This window comes from Pseudomonas sp. Yb2C2, from assembly GCF_052112325.1.
Lineage (GTDB): Bacteria > Pseudomonadota > Gammaproteobacteria > Pseudomonadales > Pseudomonadaceae > Aquipseudomonas > Aquipseudomonas marginalis.
The window spans coordinates 199,860-223,358 of the sequence record NZ_JAVAJK010000002.1 but is presented as its reverse complement, the minus strand read 5'-3'; the positions used below and the strand labels follow the sequence as shown (position 1 = coordinate 223,358).

General features: G+C 62.1%; 20 protein-coding genes. 10 read left to right on the top strand and 10 right to left on the bottom strand.

Annotation, left to right across the window (positions count from 1 at the left end; genetic code table 11):
- Positions 1-156: 156 nt before the first annotated feature.
- Both Q8X51_RS03285 and Q8X51_RS03280 read right to left on the bottom strand, forming a co-directional pair.
- Complete coding sequence (locus tag Q8X51_RS03285) at positions 157-471, bottom strand: type II toxin-antitoxin system YafQ family toxin (RefSeq protein WP_407693202.1); 315 nt, start codon at positions 469-471, stop codon at positions 157-159.
- Positions 437-727, bottom strand: coding sequence for a type II toxin-antitoxin system RelB/DinJ family antitoxin (locus tag Q8X51_RS03280; protein WP_074844204.1), 291 nt, complete (start codon positions 725-727; stop codon positions 437-439). Before Q8X51_RS03280 ends, Q8X51_RS03285 begins: the two co-directional genes overlap by 35 nt.
- A gap of 367 nt (positions 728-1,094) precedes the next feature.
- Between Q8X51_RS03280 and Q8X51_RS03275 the strand changes: the two genes are divergently transcribed.
- The 3 genes from Q8X51_RS03275 to Q8X51_RS03265 all read left to right on the top strand — a co-directional run bounded on the left by Q8X51_RS03275 (position 1,095) and on the right by Q8X51_RS03265 (position 4,794).
- Positions 1,095-2,996, top strand: coding sequence for a potassium transporter Kup (locus tag Q8X51_RS03275; protein ID WP_027604535.1), 1,902 nt, complete (start codon positions 1,095-1,097; stop codon positions 2,994-2,996).
- 235 nt (positions 2,997-3,231) lie between these two features.
- A complete protein-coding gene (locus tag Q8X51_RS03270; RefSeq protein ID WP_074844206.1) occupies positions 3,232-4,338 on the top strand; it encodes an NADH:flavin oxidoreductase/NADH oxidase in 1,107 nt (368 codons plus the stop codon).
- Positions 4,339-4,608: 270 nt separating this feature from the next.
- The gene (locus Q8X51_RS03265) at positions 4,609-4,794 is read left to right on the top strand and encodes a hypothetical protein (RefSeq protein WP_065926501.1); all 186 of its coding nucleotides are present in this window, start codon (positions 4,609-4,611) and stop codon (positions 4,792-4,794) included.
- 47 nt (positions 4,795-4,841) lie between these two features.
- Here the strand turns inward: Q8X51_RS03265 and Q8X51_RS03260 are convergent, their stop codons facing one another.
- From Q8X51_RS03260 to Q8X51_RS03225, 8 genes are all read right to left on the bottom strand, one after another.
- On the bottom strand, positions 4,842-6,467 hold the full coding sequence (locus Q8X51_RS03260) for a glucan biosynthesis protein D (RefSeq protein WP_137211490.1): 1,626 nt from the start codon (positions 6,465-6,467) through the stop codon (positions 4,842-4,844).
- Positions 6,468-6,828: 361 nt separating this feature from the next.
- Positions 6,829-8,253 carry a gamma-aminobutyraldehyde dehydrogenase gene (locus tag Q8X51_RS03255; protein ID WP_065948861.1) on the bottom strand — a complete coding sequence of 475 codons (1,425 nt, stop codon included), beginning with the start codon at positions 8,251-8,253 and terminating at the stop codon, positions 6,829-6,831.
- 86 nt (positions 8,254-8,339) lie between these two features.
- Complete coding sequence (locus Q8X51_RS03250) at positions 8,340-9,149, bottom strand: ABC transporter permease (protein WP_025856826.1); 810 nt, start codon at positions 9,147-9,149, stop codon at positions 8,340-8,342.
- Positions 9,139-10,068 (bottom strand): ABC transporter permease, encoded by a 930-nt coding sequence (locus Q8X51_RS03245; protein ID WP_027604529.1) that lies wholly within the window; start codon positions 10,066-10,068, stop codon positions 9,139-9,141. Before Q8X51_RS03245 ends, Q8X51_RS03250 begins: the two co-directional genes overlap by 11 nt.
- 1 nt (position 10,069) lies before the next feature.
- On the bottom strand, positions 10,070-11,104 hold the full coding sequence (locus Q8X51_RS03240; protein WP_137211488.1) for an ABC transporter ATP-binding protein: 1,035 nt from the start codon (positions 11,102-11,104) through the stop codon (positions 10,070-10,072).
- 182 nt (positions 11,105-11,286) lie between these two features.
- Positions 11,287-12,438 (bottom strand): putative ABC transporter substrate-binding protein YdcS, encoded by a 1,152-nt coding sequence (gene ydcS / locus Q8X51_RS03235; RefSeq protein WP_065926496.1) that lies wholly within the window; start codon positions 12,436-12,438, stop codon positions 11,287-11,289.
- A 71-nt stretch (positions 12,439-12,509) separates the two neighbouring features.
- Positions 12,510-13,967, bottom strand: a complete 1,458-nt coding sequence (locus tag Q8X51_RS03230) for a gamma-aminobutyraldehyde dehydrogenase (protein ID WP_065926495.1) — start codon at positions 13,965-13,967, stop codon at positions 12,510-12,512.
- 132 nt (positions 13,968-14,099) lie between these two features.
- On the bottom strand, positions 14,100-15,011 hold the full coding sequence (locus Q8X51_RS03225) for a LysR family transcriptional regulator (RefSeq protein ID WP_065926494.1): 912 nt from the start codon (positions 15,009-15,011) through the stop codon (positions 14,100-14,102).
- Between the two features lie 168 nt (positions 15,012-15,179).
- Here Q8X51_RS03225 and Q8X51_RS03220 point away from each other — a divergent pair, with 168 nt between their 5' ends.
- The 7 genes from Q8X51_RS03220 (at position 15,180) to Q8X51_RS03190 (ending at position 23,475) form a co-directional block, all read left to right on the top strand.
- Positions 15,180-15,887 (top strand): tellurite resistance TerB family protein, encoded by a 708-nt coding sequence (locus tag Q8X51_RS03220; protein WP_407693203.1) that lies wholly within the window; start codon positions 15,180-15,182, stop codon positions 15,885-15,887.
- Positions 15,888-16,085: 198 nt separating this feature from the next.
- The gene (locus Q8X51_RS03215) at positions 16,086-17,729 is read left to right on the top strand and encodes a methyl-accepting chemotaxis protein (RefSeq protein ID WP_370671268.1); all 1,644 of its coding nucleotides are present in this window, start codon (positions 16,086-16,088) and stop codon (positions 17,727-17,729) included.
- Positions 17,729-18,241, top strand: coding sequence for a chemotaxis protein CheW (locus Q8X51_RS03210; RefSeq protein ID WP_027604522.1), 513 nt, complete (start codon positions 17,729-17,731; stop codon positions 18,239-18,241). The genes Q8X51_RS03215 and Q8X51_RS03210 overlap by 1 nt, the downstream gene beginning before the upstream one ends.
- Positions 18,238-19,491: a CheR family methyltransferase gene (locus Q8X51_RS03205; protein WP_407693204.1), complete on the top strand. Its 1,254-nt coding sequence runs from the start codon at positions 18,238-18,240 to the stop codon at positions 19,489-19,491. Before Q8X51_RS03210 ends, Q8X51_RS03205 begins: the two co-directional genes overlap by 4 nt.
- The gene (locus Q8X51_RS03200; RefSeq protein ID WP_027604520.1) at positions 19,488-20,189 is read left to right on the top strand and encodes a chemotaxis protein CheW; all 702 of its coding nucleotides are present in this window, start codon (positions 19,488-19,490) and stop codon (positions 20,187-20,189) included. The genes Q8X51_RS03205 and Q8X51_RS03200 overlap by 4 nt, the downstream gene beginning before the upstream one ends.
- Complete coding sequence (locus Q8X51_RS03195; RefSeq protein WP_065926490.1) at positions 20,186-22,468, top strand: hybrid sensor histidine kinase/response regulator; 2,283 nt, start codon at positions 20,186-20,188, stop codon at positions 22,466-22,468. Before Q8X51_RS03200 ends, Q8X51_RS03195 begins: the two co-directional genes overlap by 4 nt.
- Positions 22,465-23,475: a chemotaxis response regulator protein-glutamate methylesterase gene (locus Q8X51_RS03190; RefSeq protein ID WP_065926489.1), complete on the top strand. Its 1,011-nt coding sequence runs from the start codon at positions 22,465-22,467 to the stop codon at positions 23,473-23,475. The genes Q8X51_RS03195 and Q8X51_RS03190 overlap by 4 nt, the downstream gene beginning before the upstream one ends.
- The last annotated feature ends 24 nt before the right edge of the window (positions 23,476-23,499 follow it).

Here is a 23,499-nt window from a genome sequence, read left to right as displayed (position 1 = left end):
ATTGAATGACGCCGCCAGTCGGGCACGACAGGGCTGCGGACGGGCGCTTGCCGCGCCTCTGATCAAAAAGTGCGCAATTCTAGCGACGGGCAACGCACTTGACCAGCTTTATGCAGGGAAATGCGACGAGTGCTGCGTCATTCGATTCGCCAATCACTACGCGAACAATTCCGCGTGACTCCCCAAGTCCACAAAGGTGGTCAGGTCAGCCCGCGATTGTTCATAAATCATCAGAAAATCACCGCCGATGTGGCACTCTCTGAAACCGTCCCAATTCCCGGTAAGCGCATGGTCTCGATACTCGGCGGGTAGTTGTTCGCCTAAAAAAAGCATCACCATCACCACCCGGACCTCATTCATATCCCGACGCCCGGCACGCTTGTAGCGTTCCCAGGACTTTTTAAACTCAGGCGTCTGCGCGCATTGTTTTGGCAGGTCAGCGCGCTTTTGTTTCTTCTCCTGTTTCGCCATCAGTGTCCCTTAGCATGTCGTCGATCGAGTCAAACTGGCGACGTATCGCATGCGCTTGTGCCATGGCACGAGCGGTCTTCTGCGAAGGAACCCGCACCTCAAACGGTATTCCCTGTGTTGTCACGACCTGGCGGAGGAAAAGACGCATGGCGTCACTGAGGCTAAGCCCACAGGCATTGAGCACAGCAGTGGCACGCTCCTTCAAATCCTCATCGATGCGGCATCGCACGTCAGTAGTCTTCAGTAATGCAGGCATATCATGACTCCCTCTCAAAGTTGTAGCTACGTTGTGGCTACAGCCAGAGTATGAGACAGCCCATCAAATTTGATCAAACGCTTTTTGTTCCCAGCACGCCGCTATGCAACCCATGCGTCGGAAATCGCGAAGTCCGTAAAAAGCGAAAAACCTAGCGTTGGAACTAAATGACGTCAATGCAGGCAAAAAGACTCCAGCTTTATGCAGGGAAATACGACGACTGCTGCGCTATGCTTCGCGCCGTTGCGCACGGGGAAAACCCTTGGGTCAATAAAACGTCTGTTACGAGAAGTAAAACAGCGCATGCTAGGGTCAGCTTAGACGCGCTGTTTATAAGAGACCTCAGGTCAAAGGGCAGGAGTGGTTGATGGGTCAGGCAAGTAGTCAGGCAGCAGGTGCCGAGCATTCCAACGCAAAGCCGATCGGAATGCTGGTGGCAGCGGTCGGGGTGGTTTACGGCGATATCGGTACCAGCCCGCTCTATACCCTCAAAGAGGTGTTCAACGGCGGTTATGGGGTGCAGGTCAACCATGACGGTGTGCTGGGGATCCTGGCGCTGATCTTCTGGTCGTTGATCTGGGTGGTGTCGATCAAGTACATGCTGTTCGTGCTGCGCGCCGATAACCAGGGCGAAGGCGGCATCATGGCCCTGACCGCGTTGGCGCGAAGGGCGGCGGGGGAGCGCAAGAAGTTGCGCAGTTTCCTCGTGGTGTGCGGCCTGTGCGGTGCTGCGCTGTTCTATGGCGACAGCATGATTACCCCGGCGATTTCGGTGCTGTCGGCCATTGAAGGCCTGGAGCTGGCGTTCGACGGCTTGGAAAAATGGGTGGTGCCGATCGCCCTGGTGGTGCTGGTGGCGCTGTTCCTGATCCAGAAGCACGGTACCGACCGCATCGGCAAGCTGTTCGGGCCGGTGATGGTGACCTGGTTCCTGGTGCTGGGTGGCCTCGGTGTGTATGGCATTACCCTGCACCCTGAAGTGCTCAATGCCCTGAACCCGATGTGGGGCGTGCGTTTCTTCGAGGCCCACCCTGGCATTGGCGTGGCGATCCTCGGTGCGGTAGTGCTGGCGTTGACCGGTGCCGAGGCGCTGTATGCCGACATGGGCCACTTCGGCCGCAAACCCATCGCCCGCGCCTGGTTCATCCTGGTCTTGCCGGCGTTGGTGCTCAATTATTTCGGCCAGGGCGCCATGCTGCTGGGCGACCCGGAAGCCGCACGCAACCCGTTCTACCTGCTGGCGCCAAGTTGGGCGCTGATCCCGCTGGTGGTGTTGTCCACCCTGGCCACGGTGATTGCGTCCCAGGCGGTGATTTCCGGTGCGTTTTCGTTGACGCGCCAGGCGATCCAGTTGGGTTATATCCCGCGTATGCATATCCAGCACACCTCAAGCGCCGAACAGGGCCAGATCTATATCGGTGCGGTGAACTGGTCGCTGATGGTCGGCGTGATCCTGCTGGTGCTGGGTTTCGAGTCCTCCAACGCACTGGCGTCGGCCTACGGCGTGGCGGTGACGGGGACCATGCTGATGACCACCATCCTGGTGTCGGCAGTCATGCTGTTGCTGTGGAAATGGCCACCGATTCTGGCCGTACCGGTCCTGGTCTGCTGCCTGTTGGTGGACGGGCTGTACTTCGCGGCCAACGTGCCGAAGATCATCCAGGGTGGCGCCTTCCCGGTATTGGCGGGGATTGTGCTGTTCGTGCTGATGACCACCTGGAAGCGCGGCAAGCAATTGCTGGTGGACCGCCTCGACGAAGGTGGCCTGCCGTTGCCGATCTTCATCAGCAGCATCCGCGTGCAGCCGCCGCATCGCGTGCAGGGCACGGCGGTGTTCCTTACCGCGCGCCCGGACGCCGTGCCCCATGCGCTGTTGCACAACCTGTTGCATAACCAGGTGCTGCATGAACAGGTGGTGTTGCTGACAGTGGTCTACGAAGACATCCCGCGTGTCCCGGCCTCACGGCGCTTCGAGGTGGATTCCTACGGCGAAGGGTTCTTTCGCGTGATCCTGCACTTCGGCTTTACCGATGAGCCGGATGTCCCCGAAGCCTTGAAGCTGTGCCATTTGGACGGCCTGGATTTCAGTCCGATGCGCACCACGTACTTCCTCAGCCGTGAAACCGTCATCGCCTCCCGCATCAAGGGCATGGCCCGTTGGCGCGAAGCGTTGTTTGCATTCATGCTCAAGAACGCCAACGGCAACCTGCGGTTCTTCAAGCTCCCGGTCAACCGAGTGATCGAATTGGGCACCCAGGTCGAAATGTAAGCCTGCGCGGTACGGGAGCCGGCAATCGGCTCCCGCTTTACGTCTGAACCCTGTGCAATCCACGGTTGTCGACTAGGCTCTAAGCACTGTTGTGTAGGAGCGGGGGGACGCCTAGTCCTTGCCCGCGAAAAACGTCACGGTAACGCGTTAATCCTGGATAAACGCGGCGCCTATGAGGCCTTCGCGAGCAAGCTCGCTCCTACAAAAGTGCCCAAAAGCCAAGAAGAGGTGCGCCATGAGCCAGCTGCTCGAACCCTATACCCTGCGCCAATTGACCCTGCTCAACCGCATCGCCGTGTCGCCGATGTGTCAGTACTCAAGTGTCGATGGCCTGGCCAACGACTGGCACCTCGTCCACCTCGGTAGCCGCGCGGTCGGCGGTGCCGGGCTGATATTCACCGAAGCTACCGCTGTAACCGCCGATGGCCGCATCACGGCCGAAGACCTGGGCCTGTGGAACGACGAACAGATCGAACCCCTGCGGCGCATCACACGGTTTATCGCCGCCCAGGGCGCGGTGGCGGGCATCCAGCTGGCCCATGCCGGGCGCAAGGCCAGCACCCACCGGCCATGGATCGGCAAGCACGGCAGCGTCAAGCCGCAAGACGGTGGCTGGGTGCCGGTGGGGCCGTCGCCGATTGCCTTTGACCCGCAGCACACCCAACCCAAGCCTTTGGATGAGGCGCAGATCCAGCAAGTGATCGCCGACTTTGTCGCCGCCGCCAGGCGCGCCCTGACCGCCGGTTTTGAAGTGGTGGAAATCCACGCCGCCCATGGTTACCTGCTGCATCAATTCCTCTCGCCCATCAGCAACCAGCGTCAGGACCAGTACGGCGGCTCCTTCGAGAACCGTATCCGCCTGGTGCTGCAAGTGACCCAGGCGGTGCGCGAAGCCTGGCCCCAGGAGCTGCCGCTGTTCGTGCGAGTGTCGGCCACCGACTGGGTGGAAGACGGCTGGAACCCTGATGAAACCGTGGAGCTCGCGCGCCGTCTCAAAGATCTGGGCGTGGACCTGATCGACGTGTCTTCCGGCGGCACTGCCGCCAACGCCGAAATCCCCACCGGCCCCGGTTACCAGACGCGCTTTGCCGAGCGTGTACGCAAGGAATCGGGCATCGCCACCGGCACCGTCGGCATGATCACCGAGCCGGCTCAGGCCGAACACATCCTGCGTACCTGCCAGGCCGACATCATCTTCCTGGCGCGTGAACTGCTGCGTGACCCTTACTGGCCGTTGCATGCCGATGATGATCTGGGTGGGCGCAAGGCCATTTGGCCGGCTCAGTACCAACGAGCGACCCATCGGGACCAACCGATTCATGAGTCTGACTTGAGGGATTGATCCTGCGTCGGCGCCCTCGAAACCCACCTTGAACCGGTGGGTTTTTTTTGCCTGCTGCTGTGGGATGGGGTTGTAGGTATTTGTTACCGAAGTGATTTTTTAAGTGAATGCTCTAAAAAAATCCCACACGTAACGAGATTGTTTCTACGCTTAGGGTACGACTGATTTCTGGCCCAGAGAGTCAGTCTGTTTGTACAGAGAGGCATTGCGCTCCCCGGGAAACGGTTTGTGGGCACAGGAGTTTTTGATCGATATCAGGAGAAACAGTCCATGGCCAAGTCCTATGGTGTAGCGGGTGCGGTGGTGTCTTTTTTTACCCGCAGGGTGTCCTTGCGTGGCCGCAGGTTGAGTTCGGACGAAGCCGAATTACTGGCGCAGTATCGCGCCCTGACCGAAAGCGATCAGGTGGCGATGCGGTATCTGATTGGAGCGATGAAGAGTGTGTCGCGGTTCTGATGCTGTGCGCGAGGATCGTTCCCACGCGAGCGTGGGAACGATCTGGATCAGGTGTACTTGCGCTGCTCCGGTGCCGGCGGGAAGTACTGATACAACCAGGTTTCACTCAGGGTGCGGTCCTGGGTGCGAATAAACAGCCGCAGTTCCACCGGCTCCACGCTGTCGCTGGTCGGGTACCAGTCGAACAGGATGCGGTAGCCCTTGATGTTGTCGAGCACCAGCACGCTGAAGTCTTTCACTTCGCCGTGGGAGCAGGTCACCACCGGCTCGATCCCGGTGCCGGCCGGCAAACGGTCCAGGCCGCCGCCCTTGAAGTCCACGGCGAACCGGCGCGCCCACACTGGCGGGTAGTGCTCGCCCGGTGCCCAACCTTCGATAAAACCGCCCATGCCGGAACGGGTCGCGTCGACTTGCGCCAGCGGCGTGCTGACCGGGGGCAGGGCGCTCCAGTACAGCTTGTAGCCATAGTTGAGTGAGTCGCCGGCCGCCACCGGCTTTTTCGGGGTCCAGAAGGCCACGATGTTGTCCAGGGTCTCACCGGTGGTGGGGATTTCCAACAGGTCGATCGAGCCTTCGCCCCAGGCGGTGGTCGGTTCGACCCACAGGCTTGGACGCTTGCTGTACCAGTCGACGGTGTCCTGGTAGCTGGCGAACTCATGGTCGGTCTGCACCAGGCCGAAACCTTTCGGGTCGGTGTCGGCGAACGCATTGAACTGCAGCTTGGCCGGGTTATTCAACGGGCGGCAAATCCACTCGCCATTACCCCGCCACATCGCCAGGCGGTCCGAATCGTGGATCTGTGGGTGGATGGTGTCGCACATGCGGCGTTCGTGGGTGCCGCAACTGAACATGCTGGTCATGGCGGCGATGCCCAACTGTTCGATGGCGGTGCGGGCATTGATGTTGGCGTCGATGGCCATCACCACTTGGTTGGCCTGGCAGTCGATATCGAAGCGATAGGCGCCGGTGGCGCTCGGCGAGTCGAGCAGGGCGTAGACCACAAAGCGGGTCGCGTTCTTGTCCGGGGTCTCGAACCAGAACTGCGTGAAGTCGGGGAACTCCTCGCGTTTCTTCGCGTAGGTATCAATCGCCAGTCCGCGTGCGGAAAGGCCGTACTGGCCGGTGGAATCCACCGCGCGGAAGTAGCTGGCGCCGAGAAACGACAGCACGTCATGGCGATCCAGTTCCGGCGCCTTGAACAACTTGAAGCCGGAGAAACCCAGGTCGCCGGTCAGCTGTTTAGTGTCGACGGTGGTTTTTTCATAATTGAACAGTGAGGGGCGGAAATGCACTTCCCGGGCTTCACGGGTCTTGGGGTCGACGCTGTGCATGCGCACCGGCGTCTTGAAGCCCATGCCTACGTGGAAGAACTGCACGTCGAGTTGGCCGTTCAATTCCTTCCACAGCGAATGGTTGCCGTCGTAGCCGATGGCGTTGAAATTCTGCGGGGTCATGGTCGCCAGGGTGGGCGGCAGCACCTGTTTGGTGTCTTTATACGCGGTTCCGGCGAGTTGTTTGGCTTGGGCCTTGAGCGTTTCAAAATCGAACGCCACGGCCTTGCCATCGGCGGCACGGTTCCCGGCCCAGGCCTGCGCGGCAAGCAGGCCGCTGGCCGATAAACCGGTGTAGGCCGCAATGGCCATGGAGGCTTTGAGCAAATTCCTGCGGTGCATAGAGACAACCTGTCGTGAGCAAATCCCGCGCCGTTCCTGGCACGTGCTGGATCAGAAATTACGGTTCGGACATGCCTTCGGCCAAACACAACGGACATTAAACAGACGCCGGATAGCTTAAGCGGTTCGATGACGTAGGAAAATTGATTGATGGCGGGGTGATTGCATTGCAAATGCGACAAGACATTTCCGACGCTGTGAGCGAACACATTACCCACGAATTATGAAGATCCAAATGTAGGAGCGAGCTTGCTCGCGAAGAACGTCAACGATAACGCGGACATTCTGACTAACCGCGGTGCGCTTGCGTTCTTCGCGAGCAAGCTCGCTCCTACAATAAAGCGTTACGGCACTTGGGCGATCAGTGCTTGAACATCACATGCCGAACCGTGGTGTAGTCCTCCAAGCCATACATGGACATATCCTTGCCATACCCCGACAGTTTCTGACCACCGTGAGGCATTTCGCTGACGAGCATGAAATGGGTGTTTACCCAGGTGCAGCCGTACTGCAAACGCGCGGCCAGGCGGTGGGCGCGTCCTACGTCGGCGGTCCATACCGATGACGCCAACCCGTAGTCCGAATCATTGGCCCAGCCCAGTACCTGCGCCTCATCGGTGAATTTGGTTACCGACACCACCGGCCCGAACACCTCGCGGCGCACGATTTCATCGTCCTGTTGCGCATCGGCGAGCACGGTCGGCTCAAAGAAGAAACCATTGCCTTCCACCGCCTTGCCACCGGTGACCAGGCGGATATGCGGCTGCGCCACGGCGCGTTCGACAAACCCGGCAACCCGGTCGCGGTGTTGCGCGGTGATCAACGGGCCCAGCTCAGTGGCCGGGTCATCCTGCAAGCCGTATTTGATGCTGGCGACCGCCGCGCCGAGCTTCTCCACAAAGGCGTCGTAGATGTCCGCCTGCGCATAAATCCGGCACGCTGCGGTGCAGTCCTGGCCGGCATTGTAGAAGCCAAAGGTACGAATGCCTTCCACCGCTGCATCGATATCCGCATCGTTGAAGATGATCACAGGCGCCTTGCCGCCCAGCTCCATATGCATGCGCTTCACGCTGTCGGCGGTGCTGGAGATGATATTCGCACCGGTGGCAATGGAACCGGTCAGCGACACCATGCGCACTTTCGGGTGGTTCACCAGCGGACTGCCCACGGTAGGCCCACGGCCGAACACCAGGTTGAGTACTCCGGCCGGGAAAATCTCCGACGCCAACTCGACCATCCGCAACGCGGTCAGCGGGGTTTGCTCCGACGGCTTGAGCACCACGGTATTGCCCGCGGCCAGGGCCGGTGCGATTTTCCAGGCGACCATCATCAGTGGGTAGTTCCACGGCGCGATGGACGCGATCACGCCCACCGGGTCGCGACGGATCATCGAGGTGTGGCCGGGCAAGTATTCACCGCCGGCCGAACCGCTCATGCAACGGCTGGCGCCAGCGAAGAAGCGGAACACGTCGGCAATCGCCGGGATCTCGTCGTTCAGCGCGGCGCTGTAGGGCTTGCCGCAGTTGTCCGATTCCAGCTTGGCCAGTTCTTCGCCGTGGGCTTCGATCACGTCGGCCAGTTTCAGCAGCAACAGCGAGCGATCCTTGGGCGCGGTTTGCGACCAGCCTTCGAAGGCCGCATCGGCGGCGCGCACGGCGGCGTCGACCTGGGCTTCGCTGGCTTCTTTGATTTCCACCAGCACGCGGCCCAATGCCGGGTTGAACACCGCTTGCGCCGGGCCTTCGCCTTCGACGAGGTGGCCGTTGATCAAGAGTTTGGTTTGCATGGTTCAGTCCTCCAAAAAGCGATCGTTATGTCACTGAATAAACCGGCTCTGAATGTGGGAGAGGGCTCGGTGTCTTCAATAAAAAATTATTTACCACCACTCCCGGCCACGCTTTCACCGCCGCGGGTCAGGTAATAGGCGCCGAGGATCGGGAACATCGTCACCAGCATCACCAGCATCGCGACCACATTGGTCACCGGCACATCCCGTGGCCGGCTCAATTGGTTGAGCAACCACAGCGGCAACGTACGCTCGTGGCCGGCGGTGAAAGTGGTGACGATGATTTCGTCGAACGACAGCGCAAACGCCAGCATGCCGCCGGCCAGCAGCGCCGAGCCGAGGTTGGGCATGATGATGTAGCGGAAGGTCTGCCAGCCGTCGGCGCCCAGGTCCATCGAGGCTTCGATCAGGCTGTGGGACGTACGGCGCAGGCGGGCAATGACGTTGTTGTAGACGATCACCACGCAGAACGTCGCGTGGCCGACGATGATGGTGAACATCCCCGGCTCGATGCCTAATGTCTTGAACGTCGCCAGCAGTGCAATACCGGTGATGATCCCCGGCAGCGCAATCGGCAGGATCAACATCAGCGACACACCTTGCTTGCCAAAGAACTCGCGGCGATACAGCGCCGCCGAGGCCAGGGTGCCCAGCACCATGGCAATCAGGGTGGCGATGGCGGCGATCTGCAACGACAGCTTGATCGCTTCCAGCACATCCGGCCGGGCGAAGGCCACGCTGAACCACTTCAGGGTAAAGCCCTGGGGCGGAAAGCTGAACGCGGCTTCCTCGGTGTTGAAGGCGTAGAGGAAGATGATCAGGATCGGGAAGTGCAGGAATACCAACCCGCCCCAGGCTGCGATCTTCAAGCCTAATGATGATTTCTCAGAGTGCATCGAAGGCCCCCAGGCGTTTGACGATGGACAGGTAAACCGCGATCAGCACGATCGGTACCAGGGTGAACGCCGCCGCCATGGGCATATTGCCGATGGCGCCTTGCTGGGCGTAGACCATTCCGCCGACGAAGTAACCCGGCGGACCCACCAGTTGCGGCACGATGAAATCGCCCAGGGTCAGCGAAAACGTGAAGATCGAACCGGCGGCAATCCCCGGCACCGACAGTGGCAGGATCACCTGCATGAAGGTCTGGCGCGGCTTGGCGCCGAGGTCGGCGGAGGCTTGCAGCAGCGACGGCGGCAAGCGCTCCAGGGACGCCTGGATCGGCAGGATCATAAAGGGCAGCCAGATATAGACGAACACCATGAAACGCCCCAGGTGCGAGGTGCTCAAGGTGCTGCCGCCCACGCCGGGAATGCCCAGCACGAACTGCAATACCGGTTCCAGGCCCAGGTGCTGCACGAACCACTGCGCCACTCCACCTTTGGCCAGCAGCAACGTCCAGGCATACGCCTTGACGATGTAGCTGGCCCACATCGGCATCATCACCGCGATATAGAAGAACGCCTTGGTCTTGCCCGTGGTGTAGCGCGCCATGTAGTAGGCGATCGGGAAGGCGACGATGGCGCTGGCGATCGACACCACGATCGCCATGCCCAGGGTGCGCAGGATGATGTCGAAGTTCGAAGGCTGGAACAGCGCGGCGAAGTTGGCCAGGGTCAGGTCCGGGGTGACCGCCATGGTGAAGTCGTCAAAGGTATAGAAGCCTTGCCATAGCAGGGTCAGCAACGAACCCAGGTAGATCGCGCCGAACCAGATCAGCGGCGGAACCAGCAGCATCGCCAGGTACAGGTTGGGCTTACGGTACAGCAGGTTGGAAAACCTGCGCATCGGCGGTTGGGAAAGGGCCAGGCTCATGTCACACCTCGCCTGCGCGGTCAGTCAGCGGCGTCATGGCTTCTCGCGCCCAGCGGGCGGTGATGGACTGGCCGACCTGATGGCCGCTGCTGATGTCCAGCCACTGGTTGTTGGCCTGGCTGATGTTCAGCGCCTGGCCGTTTTCCAGTTTCAGTTCATAGCGGGTGGCGCTGCCCTGGTACTGGATGTCGTGCAGCAGGCCGCTGATTTCCACTTCGCCGGCGCCCAGCGGGCCCTCGGCAAACCGTACGTGTTCCGGGCGAATCGAAAACGGCTGCGCACTGCCGCTGAGGCGCTGGGCCAACTCGCCGCGAATCACGTTGGAGGTGCCGACGAACTCGGCGACGAACGCGGTGGTCGGTTTCATATACAGGTTGCGCGGGGTGTCGACCTGTTCGATACGGCCCTTGTTGAACACCGCCACACGGTCGGACATCGACAGCGCTTCGGTCTGGTCGTGGGTGACGAAGATAAAGGTGATGCCGAGCTGGCGTTGCAGCTTCTTCAGCTCGCTTTGCATCTGTTCGCGCAGCTTGAGGTCGAGGGCGCCCAAGGGTTCATCGAGCAGCAACACGCGGGGGCGATTGACCAGGGCACGGGCCAAGGCCACTCGTTGGCGTTGGCCGCCGGAGAGCTGTACCGGCTTGCGCTCGCCGTAGCCACCGAGGGCGACCATCCCCAAGGCTTCTTCGGCGCGGTTGAGGCGTTCGGTCTTGCCCACGCCTTTGACCTTGAGGCCATAGGCGACGTTGTCGCGCACGTTCATATGGGGGAACAGTGCGTAATCCTGGAATACCGTGTTTACGTCACGCTGATACGGCGGCAAGCCAGCGGCTTCCTCGCCATGAATGCGGATCGAGCCTGCGCTCGGTTGCTCGAAACCGGCGATCAGGCGCAGGCAGGTGGTCTTGCCCGAGCCGGATGGGCCGAGCATGGAAAAGAACTCGCCGTCCTGGATATCGATGGAAACCCGGTCAACGGCCTTCACTTCGCCGAACTGACGGGAAACGTGGGTGAATTGGACTGCAAGCGTCATGGTGCGGTGCTCCAAAAAGGCGCGTTTTGGATAAAAATAAAATCGTAGGAGGTGCTCAGAAATCGCAGCCTCGTTTCACTCGACAGCTCCTACCAACGGTGTAGGAGCAGTAAAGATCCGTAGCAGCTGCCGAGGCACGAGGCTGCGTTGGGCCGCGAAGCGGCCCCTGAGGGTCAGATGGCTTAGCGCCCGCCCATGATCGCGATGTAGTCCTGGGTCCAGCGGCTGTACGGCACGAACTTGCCGCCCTCGGCCTGCGGGGTTTTCCAGAAGGCGATCTTGTCGAACTGGTCGAAGCCGTTGGTCTTGCAACCCTCGGCGCCGAGCAGTTCGCTTTCCTTGCAGGCTGCGGGCACCGCCGGCAGCGAGCCGAACCAGGCGGCGACATCGCCCTGGACTTTCGGCTGCAGCGACCAGTCCATCCACTTGTAGGCGCAATTCGGGTGCTTGGCCTCGCTGTGCAACATGGTGGTGTCGGCCCAGCCGGTGGCGCCTTCCTTGGGAATGGTCGAAGCAATCGGCTGCTTCTCGTTCTGCAGGCCGTTGACCTGATACGGCCAGGCGCTGGAGGCCACCACGCCTTCGTTCTTGAAGTCGCTCATTTGCACGGTGGTGTCATGCCAGTAGCGGTGGATCAACGGCTGCTGCGCGCGCAACAGGTCGAGCACGGCCTTGTACTGGGTTTCGGTCAGTTCATAGGGGCTCTGGATCCCCAGTTCCGGCTGGGTGCTCTTGAGGTACAGCGCCGCATCGGCGATGTAGATCGGACCGTCATAGGCCTGCACGCGACCTTTGTTCGGCTTGCCGTCCGGCAGGTTCTGCGCATCGAACAGCACATTCCAGCTGGTGGGCGCGGTCTTGAACACGGTGGTGTTGTACATCAGCACGTTCGGCCCCCACTGGTACGGGGTGCCGTAGGTCTGCTGGCCCACCACGTACCACGGCGCATCCTTGAGGCGCGGGTCGATGTTCTTCCAGTTGGGGATCAACGCCGTGTTGATTGGTTGCACACGCTTGCCAACGATCAACCGCAGCGACGCATCCCCGGACGCGGTGACCAGGTCATAACCGCCCTTGGCCATCAAACTGACCATTTCGTCAGAGGTGGCGGCGGTTTTCACGTTGACCTTGCAGCCGGTTTCCTTCTCGAAACCTGTGACCCAGTCGTAGGCCTTGTCGCTTTCGCCACGTTCGATATAGCCGGGCCAGGCGACGATATCCAACTGGCCTTCACCAGCGCCCACCGCCTTGAGCGGTTCGGCGGCCTGGATACTGACGCTGGCCAGCAGCGCGGTGGTCAAGGCACTGAGCAGTGCGGTCTTATGCGCAGACATGGGGGTTCCCTCTTCTTTAATTATGGTCGGGGCAGTGTGTGAAGCCGTGACGCATGAGCTTAGTTGTTGTTTTAAAGATGCTGGCCGTGGCGGGCCATGATGTGGCGCACCACGCTGTAGTCCTGTAGCGAATCGCTGGACAGATCTTTCCCATACCCCGAGCGCTTCAAGCCGCCGTGGGGCATTTCGCTGACCAGCATGAAATGGCTGTTGATCCAGGTGCAGCCGTATTGCAGGCGCGCGGCGACCTGCATGGCCTTGTCCAGGTTCTGGGTCCAGACGGAGGAGGCCAGGCCGTATTCGGAATCGTTGGCCCAGTCCACCGCCTGTTCCAGTTCGTCGAAGCGGGTCACGGTGACCACCGGGCCGAACACTTCGCGCTGGACGATTTCATCGTTCTGCTTGCAACCGGCGAGCAGCGTCGGCTGGTAATAGAAGCCGGCCCCGGAATGCACGGCCGCGCCGGTGACCCGCTCGATATGCGGCTGGCCCAGGGCGCGCTCGACAAAGCTGGCCACGCGGTCGCGCTGGCGTGTGCTGATCAGCGGGCCGAGTTCATTATCGGCATCGCGCTTGCCGGCGAAGCGCAGGCTGCTGACGGCTGCGCCCAGCTCGGCGACCAATTTGTCGTGGATGCCCGCCTGGGCATAGATGCGGCACGCCGCGGTGCAGTCCTGGCCGGCGTTGTAGTAACCGTAGGCACGTACGCCTTCGACCACGGCTTGCAGATCGGCGTCGTTGCACACGATCACCGGCGCCTTGCCGCCCAATTCCAGGTGTGTGCGTTTGAGGGTCTTGGAGGCAGCCTGCAGGATTTTCTGGCCGGTGACGATGTCGCCGGTCAGCGAGACCATGCGCACCTTGGGGTGGCTGACCAAATGGCTGCCGACGCCTTCACCGCCACCGCACAAAATGTTGATGACCCCGCGTGGTAACACGTCCTTCAGGACCGGGGCCAATGCGAGGATCGACAGCGGCGTGTGTTCCGACGGCTTGAACACCAAGGTATTACCGGCCGCCAGCGCCGGGGCGATCTTCCACGCGGCCATCATCAGCGGGTAGTTCCACGGCGCAATCGAGGCCACCACGCCAATCGGATCGCGGCGCACCATGCTGGTGTAGCCCGGCAGGTATTCGCCGCTGAGCTGGCCGGTCTGGCAGCGCACGGCGCCGGCGAAGAAGCGGAACACATCGATGGTGGCGCTCAAGTCGTCCTGGCGCGCCAGGTGCAACGGCTTGCCGCAGTTAAGCGATTCCAGGCGGGCCAGATAGTCGGCGTGTTTCTCGATGGCGTCCGCGATGCCCAGCAGGATGTTGGAGCGTTGTTGCGGCGTGGTCCGCGACCAGCCGGCAAAAGCGCGGTGTGCGGCGAGGATCGCACTTTCGACCTGCTCGGTGCTGGCTTCGGCGATCTGGGTGAGCACTTCGCCGGTGGCCGGGTTGAGGATCGGCTCGGCAACGCCCTGGCCTTGGACCAGTTCGCCGTCGATCAGCAACGCAGTGAGCAGCGGGGTTGGCGCGCCGGACATTTTTCGTGATCTCTTTTCTTGTGTGGTCATGGGCGTTCTCTTACAAGGCGCATGACCCTCTCCTATGAATAAACAGAGACTAGAGGCCAGGCGTGAGGTCAACAAATACTAAATACTGAATGCAGCATTCGATTAAATAGATGGCTTGCGCGGGTGTGGTTGTTCCCGCGCAACGGTGAGGAACGGATCCACCAAGGCCGGTCGCGCGGTGCCTCGACGCCAGGCCAGGCCGACGTCCAGGGTCTGGCTGAGGTCGGCAATCGGCCGCGCTTCAATAATGTCGCCCTCCAGGGACCAGGGGCGGTAGGTCATGTCCGGTTGGATCGACACGCCCAGGCCCGCGGCCACCAGGCTGCGCACGGCCTCGGTGGAGGCGGTGCGCAGGGTCACGCGCGGTTGCAGGCCGGCAGCTGCCCACAGGCGCTGGGCGTTATGCCCCATTTCGTCGACGTTCAGCTGAATCAACGGCTCGCTTGCCACGTCGGCGAGGTTGATGCTGTCGTGCTCCAGCAGCGGATGTTGCGCCGGTAGCCACAGGCGGTGGGGCGAGTGGGTGAGGACTTCGGTCTGCAGGGCGTGGCGGTCTTCCAGGTTGGAGAGGATCAGCACGCCCACATCGATCTCGCCGCTGACCAGCAAATGCTCGATATACGGGCGTTCGTCTTCCATCACGCGGATCTCCACGTTGGGGTAGGCGCGCTGGAAGCGGGTGAGCAAATCCGCCAGGTAGTAGCCGGCGACCAGGCTGGTCACGCCGATGATCAACTGCCCGGCGACCTGGTCGGTGCTCTGTTGCAGGCTGCGCTTGGCATTGTCGACGGTGGCGAGGATCAAGTGCGCCTGGCGCAGGAACTGATGGCCCTGGTGCGTGAGGGTCATGCCCTTGGCGTGGCGGTTGAACAGGGTGACGCCGATTTCCTGCTCCAGTTGCTGGATCGCCAGGGTCAGGGTGGACTGGGAAATGAACGCGGTCTGCGCGGCGGCGGAGATCGAACCGGTCTCGGCCACGGCGATAAAATGCCGGATTTGACGCAAGGTCATCATGCTGGAATTACCAGTGGGGTGTTTTTATAGATTTATCCGAGTGTATATCGATTTAAGCGAAGGGCAGCGGCGTTACATCTGGAAGCACTCTAGATCGCGGCTTTTTGGCACTTAGTTTTACGCTGAGGGCCTATTGGTCCTATGAACCCTAGTGTCTGGAGGCTACGAATGAATACCCGTGGATTGCTCGATCAGTTGCTCAAGTCCGGCCAGGACATGTTGCAGAACAAAACCGGCGGCCAGCGCAAGCAGGACGATAAAGGCGCCCTCGGCGGGCTGCTCGGCGGCGGCGGTCTGGGCAGCCTGCTCGGCGGTGCGGGCGGTGGCGCCCTGGCGGCGGGAGCCATGGGCCTGTTGCTGGGCAACAAGAAAGCGCGCAAGTTTGGCGGCAAGGCCCTGACCTATGGCGGGCTGGCCGCGTTGGGCGTGATTGCCTACAAAGCCTACGGCAACTGGCAGGCCAAGCAGGCCAACGCGCCTCAGGGCGAACCGCAAACCATCGACCGCCTGCCACCGGCCCAGGTCGAGCAGCACAGCCAGGGGATCCTCAAGGCATTGGTCGCCGCCGCCAAGGCCGACGGCCATGTGGATGAGCGTGAACGCGCATTGATCGAAGGTGAATTCACCAAGCTGGACAACGACCGCGAACTGCAAAGCTGGCTGCACGCCGAATTGAACAAGCCGCTGGACCCGGTCGACGTCGCCCGCGCCGCCGGCACCCCGGAAATGGCTGCCGAGATGTACATCGCCAGCGTGATGCTGGTGGACGAGGAGAACTTTATGGAAAAGGCGTATCTGGACGAATTGGCCCGCCAACTCAAGCTCGAGCCGGGCTTGAAGCTGGAACTGGAAAAGCAGGTACGGCTTAACCAATAACCGACGAGTGTACGCAAACCATAGATGTGGGAGGGGGCTACACCCCGATAGCGGTAGACCAGTTGGAGTATTTGCAGCTGTTCCACCGCAATCGGGGGCAAGCCCCCTCCCACAGGTGTTTTTGCATATATGTCGGCACAACACCAAAACCCATTGATAAATGAGGGCTTCTGCTCAGCTATACTCCCCTCCATTTGAATGGCCCTTCGAGGAAACACTGTGAAGAATTGGACCTTGCGCCAGCGGATTTTGGCGAGCTTTGCGGTCATTATCGCGATCATGCTGCTGATGGTTGTGGTGTCCTACTCACGGTTGCTGAAGATCGAAGCCAGCCAGGAATCGGTGCGTGACGACGCGGTGCCGGGGGTTTACCTCAGTTCGATGATCCGCAGCGCGTGGGTCGACAGCTATTTGCAGACCATCGATATCATTGGCCTGCGCGAGGATAAAACCTTCACCAATAGCGATAAGTCGGATTACAAGGCCTTCGAGGCGCGTATCGAACAGCAGATGGCCAATTACGAAAAAACCGTGCATAGCCAGGCCGATCGCATGGAGTTCGATAACTTCAAGGCCGCCCACATCAATTACAACAAGGTCCTGGCCGAGGTGCTTGAGCGCGTCGAAGCCAATGACCTGCCGGCCGCCCGCGAGCTGCTGGAAGAGCAATTGACGCCGATCTGGACCGAAGGGCGCATGAAGCTCAATGACATCATCACGGAAAACAAGGCCGTGTCCGACAGGGCAACGGCCGCCATTGACGACGCCGTTGCCTCGGCCAAGGTCAGCATGTTCCTGTCGCTGGCCGTGGCCATTCTCGCCGCCGGCCTGTGTGGCCTGCTGCTGATGCGCGCGATCATGGCGCCGATGCAACGCATCGTCGAGATCCTCCAGACCATGCGCACCGGTGACCTGAGCAAACGCTTGAACCTGGAGCGCAAGGACGAGTTCGGTGCGGTGGAAACCGGCTTCAACGACATGATGACCGAGCTCACGGCCCTGGTGTCCCAGGCCCAGCGCTCTTCGGTGCAGGTCACCACCTCGGTTACCGAGATTGCGGCCACCTCCAAGCAGCAGCAGGCCACTGCCACTGAAACCGCGGCCACCACCACTGAGATCGGTGCCACTTCACGGGAGATCGCTGCCACTTCCAAGGATCTGGTTCGCACCATGACCGAAGTGTCCACCGCCGCCGACCAGGCCTCGGTGGCCGCCGGTTCCGGCCAGCAAGGCCTGGCGCGCATGGAAGAAACCATGCACTCGGTGATGGGCGCCGCCGACTTGGTGAACGCCAAGCTGGCGATCCTCAATGAGAAGGCCGGCAATATCAACCAGGTGGTGGTGACCATCGTCAAGGTCGCCGACCAGACCAACCTGCTGTCCCTGAATGCCGCCATCGAAGCCGAAAAGGCCGGTGAATATGGGCGCGGTTTTGCCGTGGTGGCCACCGAAGTGCGGCGCCTGGCCGACCAGACCGCGGTGGCCACCTACGACATCGAGCAGATGGTGCGTGAAATCCAGTCAGCGGTTTCGGCGGGCGTGATGGGCATGGACAAGTTCTCCGAAGAAGTCCGTCGAGGCATGTTCGAAGTGCAGCAAGTAGGCGAGCAACTGTCGCAGATCATCCATCAGGTACAGGCCCTGGCGCCGCGGGTGTTGATGGTCAACGAAGGCATGCAGGCCCAGGCCACCGGCGCCGAGCAGATCAACCATGCCCTGGTGCAACTGGGCGATGCCAGCAGCCAGACGGTGGAGTCCCTGCGCCAGGCCAGCTTTGCCATCGATGAACTGAGCCAGGTTGCGGTGGGTCTGCGCAGCGGCGTGTCGCGTTTCAAAGTCTGATGAGCGACCTTGCGGCTAAACGCGGCGCCGTTCCGGCAGCGAAAAAAGCCTTGTTCCTGGTGTTTCACATCGGCAGCGAACGCTTTGCGCTCAAGGCCACGGAGGTGGCCGAGGTGTTGCCACGCCTGCCGCTCAAGCCTATCGCCCACGCGCCACTGTGGGTGGCGGGCATCTTTGCCCATCGCGGGGCGTTGGTGCCGGTCATCGACCTGAGTGCGCTGACCTTCGGCACAGCGGCCCAGGCGCGTACGAGTACGCGCCTGGTGCTGGTCAATTACCAGCCGCACACCTGGGTCGAATCGCGCTGGCTCGGGCTGATCCTCGAGCAGGCCACGGACACCCTGCGGTGCGACCCGGCCGAATTCCAGCCTTACGGCCTGGATAACCGCCAGGCGCGGTACCTGGGGCCGGTGCGTGAGGATGCCCTGGGCCTGATGCAGTGGATTGGCGTGAATGACGTGCTCACCGATGATGTGCGCGCCCTGTTGTTTTCTGCCGAGCTGAGCCTATGAGCAACGACCCGCGTTTCTTTGCCTTCTTGAAAGAACGTATCGGCCTGGACGTCGCGTCGGTCGGCGAGGCCATCATCGAGCGCGCCGTACGCCAGCGCAGCCAGGCCGTGCAGGCGCAAACGCCAGGGCAGTACTGGCAGCACCTGCAAAGCTCCGAGGACGAGCAACACGCGCTGATCGAAGCCGTGATCGTCCCCGAGACCTGGTTTTTCCGTTACCCCGAATCCTTTGCGACCCTGGCCCGACTGGCGCTTGCACGCCTGGCCGAGATCAAGCAGATGCGCGCCCTGCGCATTCTCAGCCTGCCGTGTTCCACCGGCGAAGAACCCTATTCCATTGCCATGGCCTTGCTGGATGCCGGGCTGGCGCCGCACCAGTTCAAGGTCCAGGGCCTGGATGTCAGCCCGCTGTCGGTGGAGCGCGCCCGGCGTGGGGTGTATGGCAAGAACTCGTTTCGCGGTGGCGATATTGCCTTTCGCGACCGCCACTTCACGGAATACGGCGACGGGTTCCACATCGCCGACCGCGTGCGCGAACAGGTGCGCCTGCAAGTCGGCAACCTGCTCGACCCGACGCTGCTGGCGAACGAGGCGAGCTACGATTTCGTGTTTTGCCGCAACCTGCTGATCTACTTTGACCAGCCGACCCAGAAACAAGTCTTCGATGTGCTCAAGGGCCTGACCCATGTGGACGGCGTGCTGTTTATCGGTCCCGCCGAGGGCAGCTTGCTGGGGCGCCACGGCATGCGCTCGATTGGGGTGCCGCAGTCATTTGCCTTCAGCCGGCATGCCGAACCGGTGAAGCCTGAGCCGGTATTCGTGCCCATGCCGACGCCACCGCGCAGCGCCGCGCCGGTCCCGGTCAAGCCGCGACCGTTCAGCACGGCCAGCACCCAGGCGGGGCCGATCAAGGCGCCGCCCTCCGATGCGGGCACCTTGCTCAGCCGCATCGCCAGCCTGGCCAACGAAGGCAAAAGTGCCGAGGCCCGCGCCGCCTGCGAGCAGTATCTGAACAGTCACCCGCCGGCCGCCCAGGTGTTCTACTGGCTGGGGTTGCTCAGCGACGTGGCCGGCAGCGCCCTGGAAGCCCAGGGGTTTTATCGTAAAGCCTTGTACCTGGAACCCCAGCACCCGCAGGCCTTGATGCACCTGGCCGCCTTGCTCGAGTCCCAGGGCGACAGTGCGGGGGCGCGCCGTTTACAGGCGCGGGCCGCACGCAGCGAGCGAGCAGACAGTGAGTCCAAACGATGAGTAGCACCGAGGCGCTCAACACCGCAGGCCTGGACCTGACCCTGGCCGACACCCAAGCCATCGACGACTGCTGGAACCGTATCGGTATCCATGGCGACAAGTCGTGCCCGTTGCTTGTGGAGCATATCCACTGCCGTAACTGTTCGGTGTACTCGGCTGCCGCCACGCGCTTGCTGGACCGCTATGCCTTGCAGCAGGACGACCGTCGTCCGGTGGCGGCTGCCGAGGTTGACGAAAAGATCGTCACCCGCTCGTTGTTGGTATTCCGCCTCGGCGAGGAATGGCTGGGCATCGCCACCCGCTGCCTGGTGGAGGTGGCCCCGTTGCAACCGATTCATTCGCTGCCGCACCAGCGCTCCCGTGCCTTGCTCGGTGTGGCCAATGTGCGTGGCGCGCTGGTGGCGTGCCTGTCGCTGGTGGAGTTGCTTGGCCTGGAAACAACCCATCAGGGCGCCAGCGGTGGGCGGATCATGCCGCGCATGCTGATCATCGCCGCGCAGGATGGCCCGGTGGTGGTGCCGGTGGACGAAGTGGATGGCATCCATGCCATCGATGAGCGCACCCTGAAGGCGGCGTCGGCCTCGGGTACCCAGGCCAGCGCGCGCTACACCCAGGGTGTGTTGCAGTGGAAAGGCCGTAGCCTGCGGTGGCTGGACGAGGCGCAATTGTTGTCCGCCGTGACCCGGAGCCTCACATGACCCCCGACCAGATGCGCGACGCCTCGCTGCTGGAGCTGTTCAGCCTGGAAGCCGATGCCCAGACCCAGGTGCTGAGCGCGGGCCTGCTGGCCCTGGAGCGCAACCCTACCCAGGCCGACCAGCTTGAAGCCTGCATGCGTGCCGCGCATTCGCTCAAGGGCGCGGCGCGCATCGTCGGGGTGGACGCCGGGGTCAGCGTGGCCCATGTCATGGAGGATTGCCTGGTCAGCGCCCAGGAACGCCGCCTGTACCTGCAACCCGAACATATCGACGCGTTGCTGCAAGGCACCGACTTGCTGATGCGTATCGCCACCCCTGGCAACGATGTCGGCACGGCGGACATCGATGCCTATGTGGCGTTGATGGAGCGCCTGCTGGATCCATCCCAGCCCAGTGCCTACGTCGCGCCGCTGCCCGCTGCGCCTGAGCCCGCCCCGGCGCCGCTCATCGAAGAGCTGCCGCCGGAGCCTGAGCCCGCACCGCACGTCGCCAGTGATCCGCCGCGTCAGGGCCGGCGCATGACTGAAGGTGGCGAACGCGTATTGCGCGTGACCGCCGAGCGCTTGAACAGCCTGTTGGACCTCTCGAGCAAGTCTCTGGTGGAAACCCAGCGGCTCAAGCCCTACCTGGCCAGCATGCAGCGTCTCAAACGGATTCAAAGCCAGAGCGTACGCGCCCTGGATACCCTGGATGGCCAGCTCAAGACCCTGGGTTTGAGCCTCGAAGCCGAGGAAGCCCTGGCCGATACCCGCCGCCTGCTGAGCGAAGCCCAGGCGCTGCTGGCGGAAAAGACCGCCGAGCTGGATGAGTTTGGCTGGCAGGCCGGCCAGCGTGCCCAGGTGCTCTACGACACTGCGCTGGCCTGTCGCATGCGCCCGTTTGCCGACGTGCTGGCCGGTCAGGTGCGCATGGTGCGCGACCTCGGCCGCAGCCTGGGCAAGCAAGTGCGCCTGGAGATCGAGGGAGAAAAGACCCAGGTCGATCGCGACGTGCTGGAAAAGCTCGAAGCGCCACTCACCCATTTATTGCGCAATGCCGTCGACCACGGCATCGAAATGCCCGAGCAACGCCTGCTGGCAGGCAAACCTGCCGAAGGCCTGATCCGCCTGCGCGCGTCCCATCAGGCCGGTCTGCTGGTGCTGGAGCTGAGTGACGACGGCAATGGCGTCGACCTGGAGCGTCTGCGCGGCACCATCGTCGATCGGCATCTTTCAACCTGGGAGACGGCCCTGAACCTGAGTGAAGAGGAGCTGCTGACGTTCCTGTTCCTGCCGGGGTTCAGCCTGCGCGACAAGGTCACCGAAGTGTCCGGGCGCGGTGTCGGGCTGGATGCGGTGCAGCATATGGTTCGCCAACTGCGCGGCGCGGTGGTGCTGGAGCAGGCGGCAGGGCAGGGCAGTCGCTTCCACCTGGAGGTGCCGCTGACCCTGTCGGTGGTGCGCAGCCTGGTGGTGGAAGTCGGCGAGGAAGCCTATGCGTTCCCGCTGGCGCATATCGAGCGCATGTGCGACCTGGCGCCTGACGACATTGTGCAGTTGGAAGGCCGCCAGCATTTCTGGCACGAAGGTCGGCATGTGGGCCTGGTCGCCGCCAGCCAGCTGTTGCAGCGCCCATTGGGGCAGAGCAATGACGAAACCTTGAAGGTGGTGGTGATCCGCGAGCGCGATGCGGTTTACGGGATCGCCGTGGAACGCTTTATCGGCGAACGCACCCTGGTGGTGTTGCCGCTGGATGATCGCCTGGGCAAGGTCCAGGATATTTCCGCCGGTGCCTTGCTGGACGACGGCTCGGTGGTATTGATCGTCGATGTGGAAGATATGCTGCGCTCGGTGGACAAGCTGCTCAACACCGGGCGCCTGGAACGCATCGCCCGGCGCAGCCAGCAGGCCACCGAGGCACCGCGCAAGCGGGTACTGGTGGTGGACGACTCGCTCACTGTGCGGGAGTTGCAACGCAAACTGCTGCTCAATCGCGGGTACGAAGTGGCCGTCGCGGTTGACGGCATGGACGGCTGGAACGCCTTGCGCTCCGAAGACTTCGACCTGCTTATCACTGATATCGATATGCCTCGTATGGACGGTATTGAATTGGTCACACTCCTGCGCCGTGACAGTCGCCTGCAATCGTTGCCGGTGATGGTGGTGTCGTACAAAGACCGTGAAGAAGACCGCCGTCGCGGGCTGGATGCTGGGGCCGATTATTATCTGGCCAAGGCCAGTTTCCACGATGACGCGCTGCTGGATGCCGTGGTGGAGCTGATCGGAGGCGCGCGGTCATGAGGATTGCGATCGTCAATGACATGCCCCTGGCCGTGGAGGCCCTGCGCCGTGCCTTGAGCTTCGAGCCCGCGCACCAGGTTGTGTGGGTGGCCAGCAATGGCCTGGAGGCGGTGCAGCGCTGCGCCGAATTGACCCCGGACCTGATCCTGATGGACCTGATCATGCCGGTGATGGACGGCGTGGAGGCCACGCGGCAGATCATGGCCGAGACCCCGTGCGCGATCCTGCTGGTGACCGTCGACCGCCAGGCCAATGTGAGCCGGGTGTTCGAAGCCATGGGCCACGGCGCCCTGGATGTGGTGGACACGCCGGCGCTCGGTGTGGGCAACCCCAAGGATGCGGCGGCGCCGTTGCTGCGCAAGATCCTCAACATCGGCTGGCTGATCGGCCAGCGCGGCAGCCGTGTGCGCGCCGAAACCACCCCGGAGCGCAGCACCGGCGAACGCCAGAGCCTGGTGGCGATCGGTTCTTCGGCGGGTGGCCCGGCTGCCCTGGAAACCCTGCTCAAGGGATTGCCCCGGGACTTTGCCGCCGCCATTGTGCTGGTGCAGCATGTGGACCAGGTCTTCGCCGCCGGCATGGCCGAGTGGCTGAGCAGCGCCTCCGGCCTGCCGGTACGCCTGGCCCGCGAAGGCGAACCGCCGCAAAGCGGAGTGGTGCTGCTGGCCGGCACCAATCACCACATTCGTTTATTGAAGAATGGCACGCTAGCCTATACCGCAGAGCCGGTGAACGAGATTTACCGGCCTTCGATCGACGTGTTTTTCGAAAGCGTGGCCAGCCACTGGAATGGCGATGCCGTCGGCGTACTGCTGACGGGTATGGGGCGTGACGGGGCCCAGGGGCTCAAGCTAATGCGTGAACAAGGTTATTTGACCATCGCCCAGGATCAGCAAAGCTCGGCGGTGTATGGCATGCCCAAAGCGGCGGCGGCGATTGATGCTGCTGTTGAAATTCGCCCACTGGATAGAATTGCGCCCCGATTGCTGGAGGTCTTTGCAAAATGATCATGACCTTCCGCGGTGTTGGCT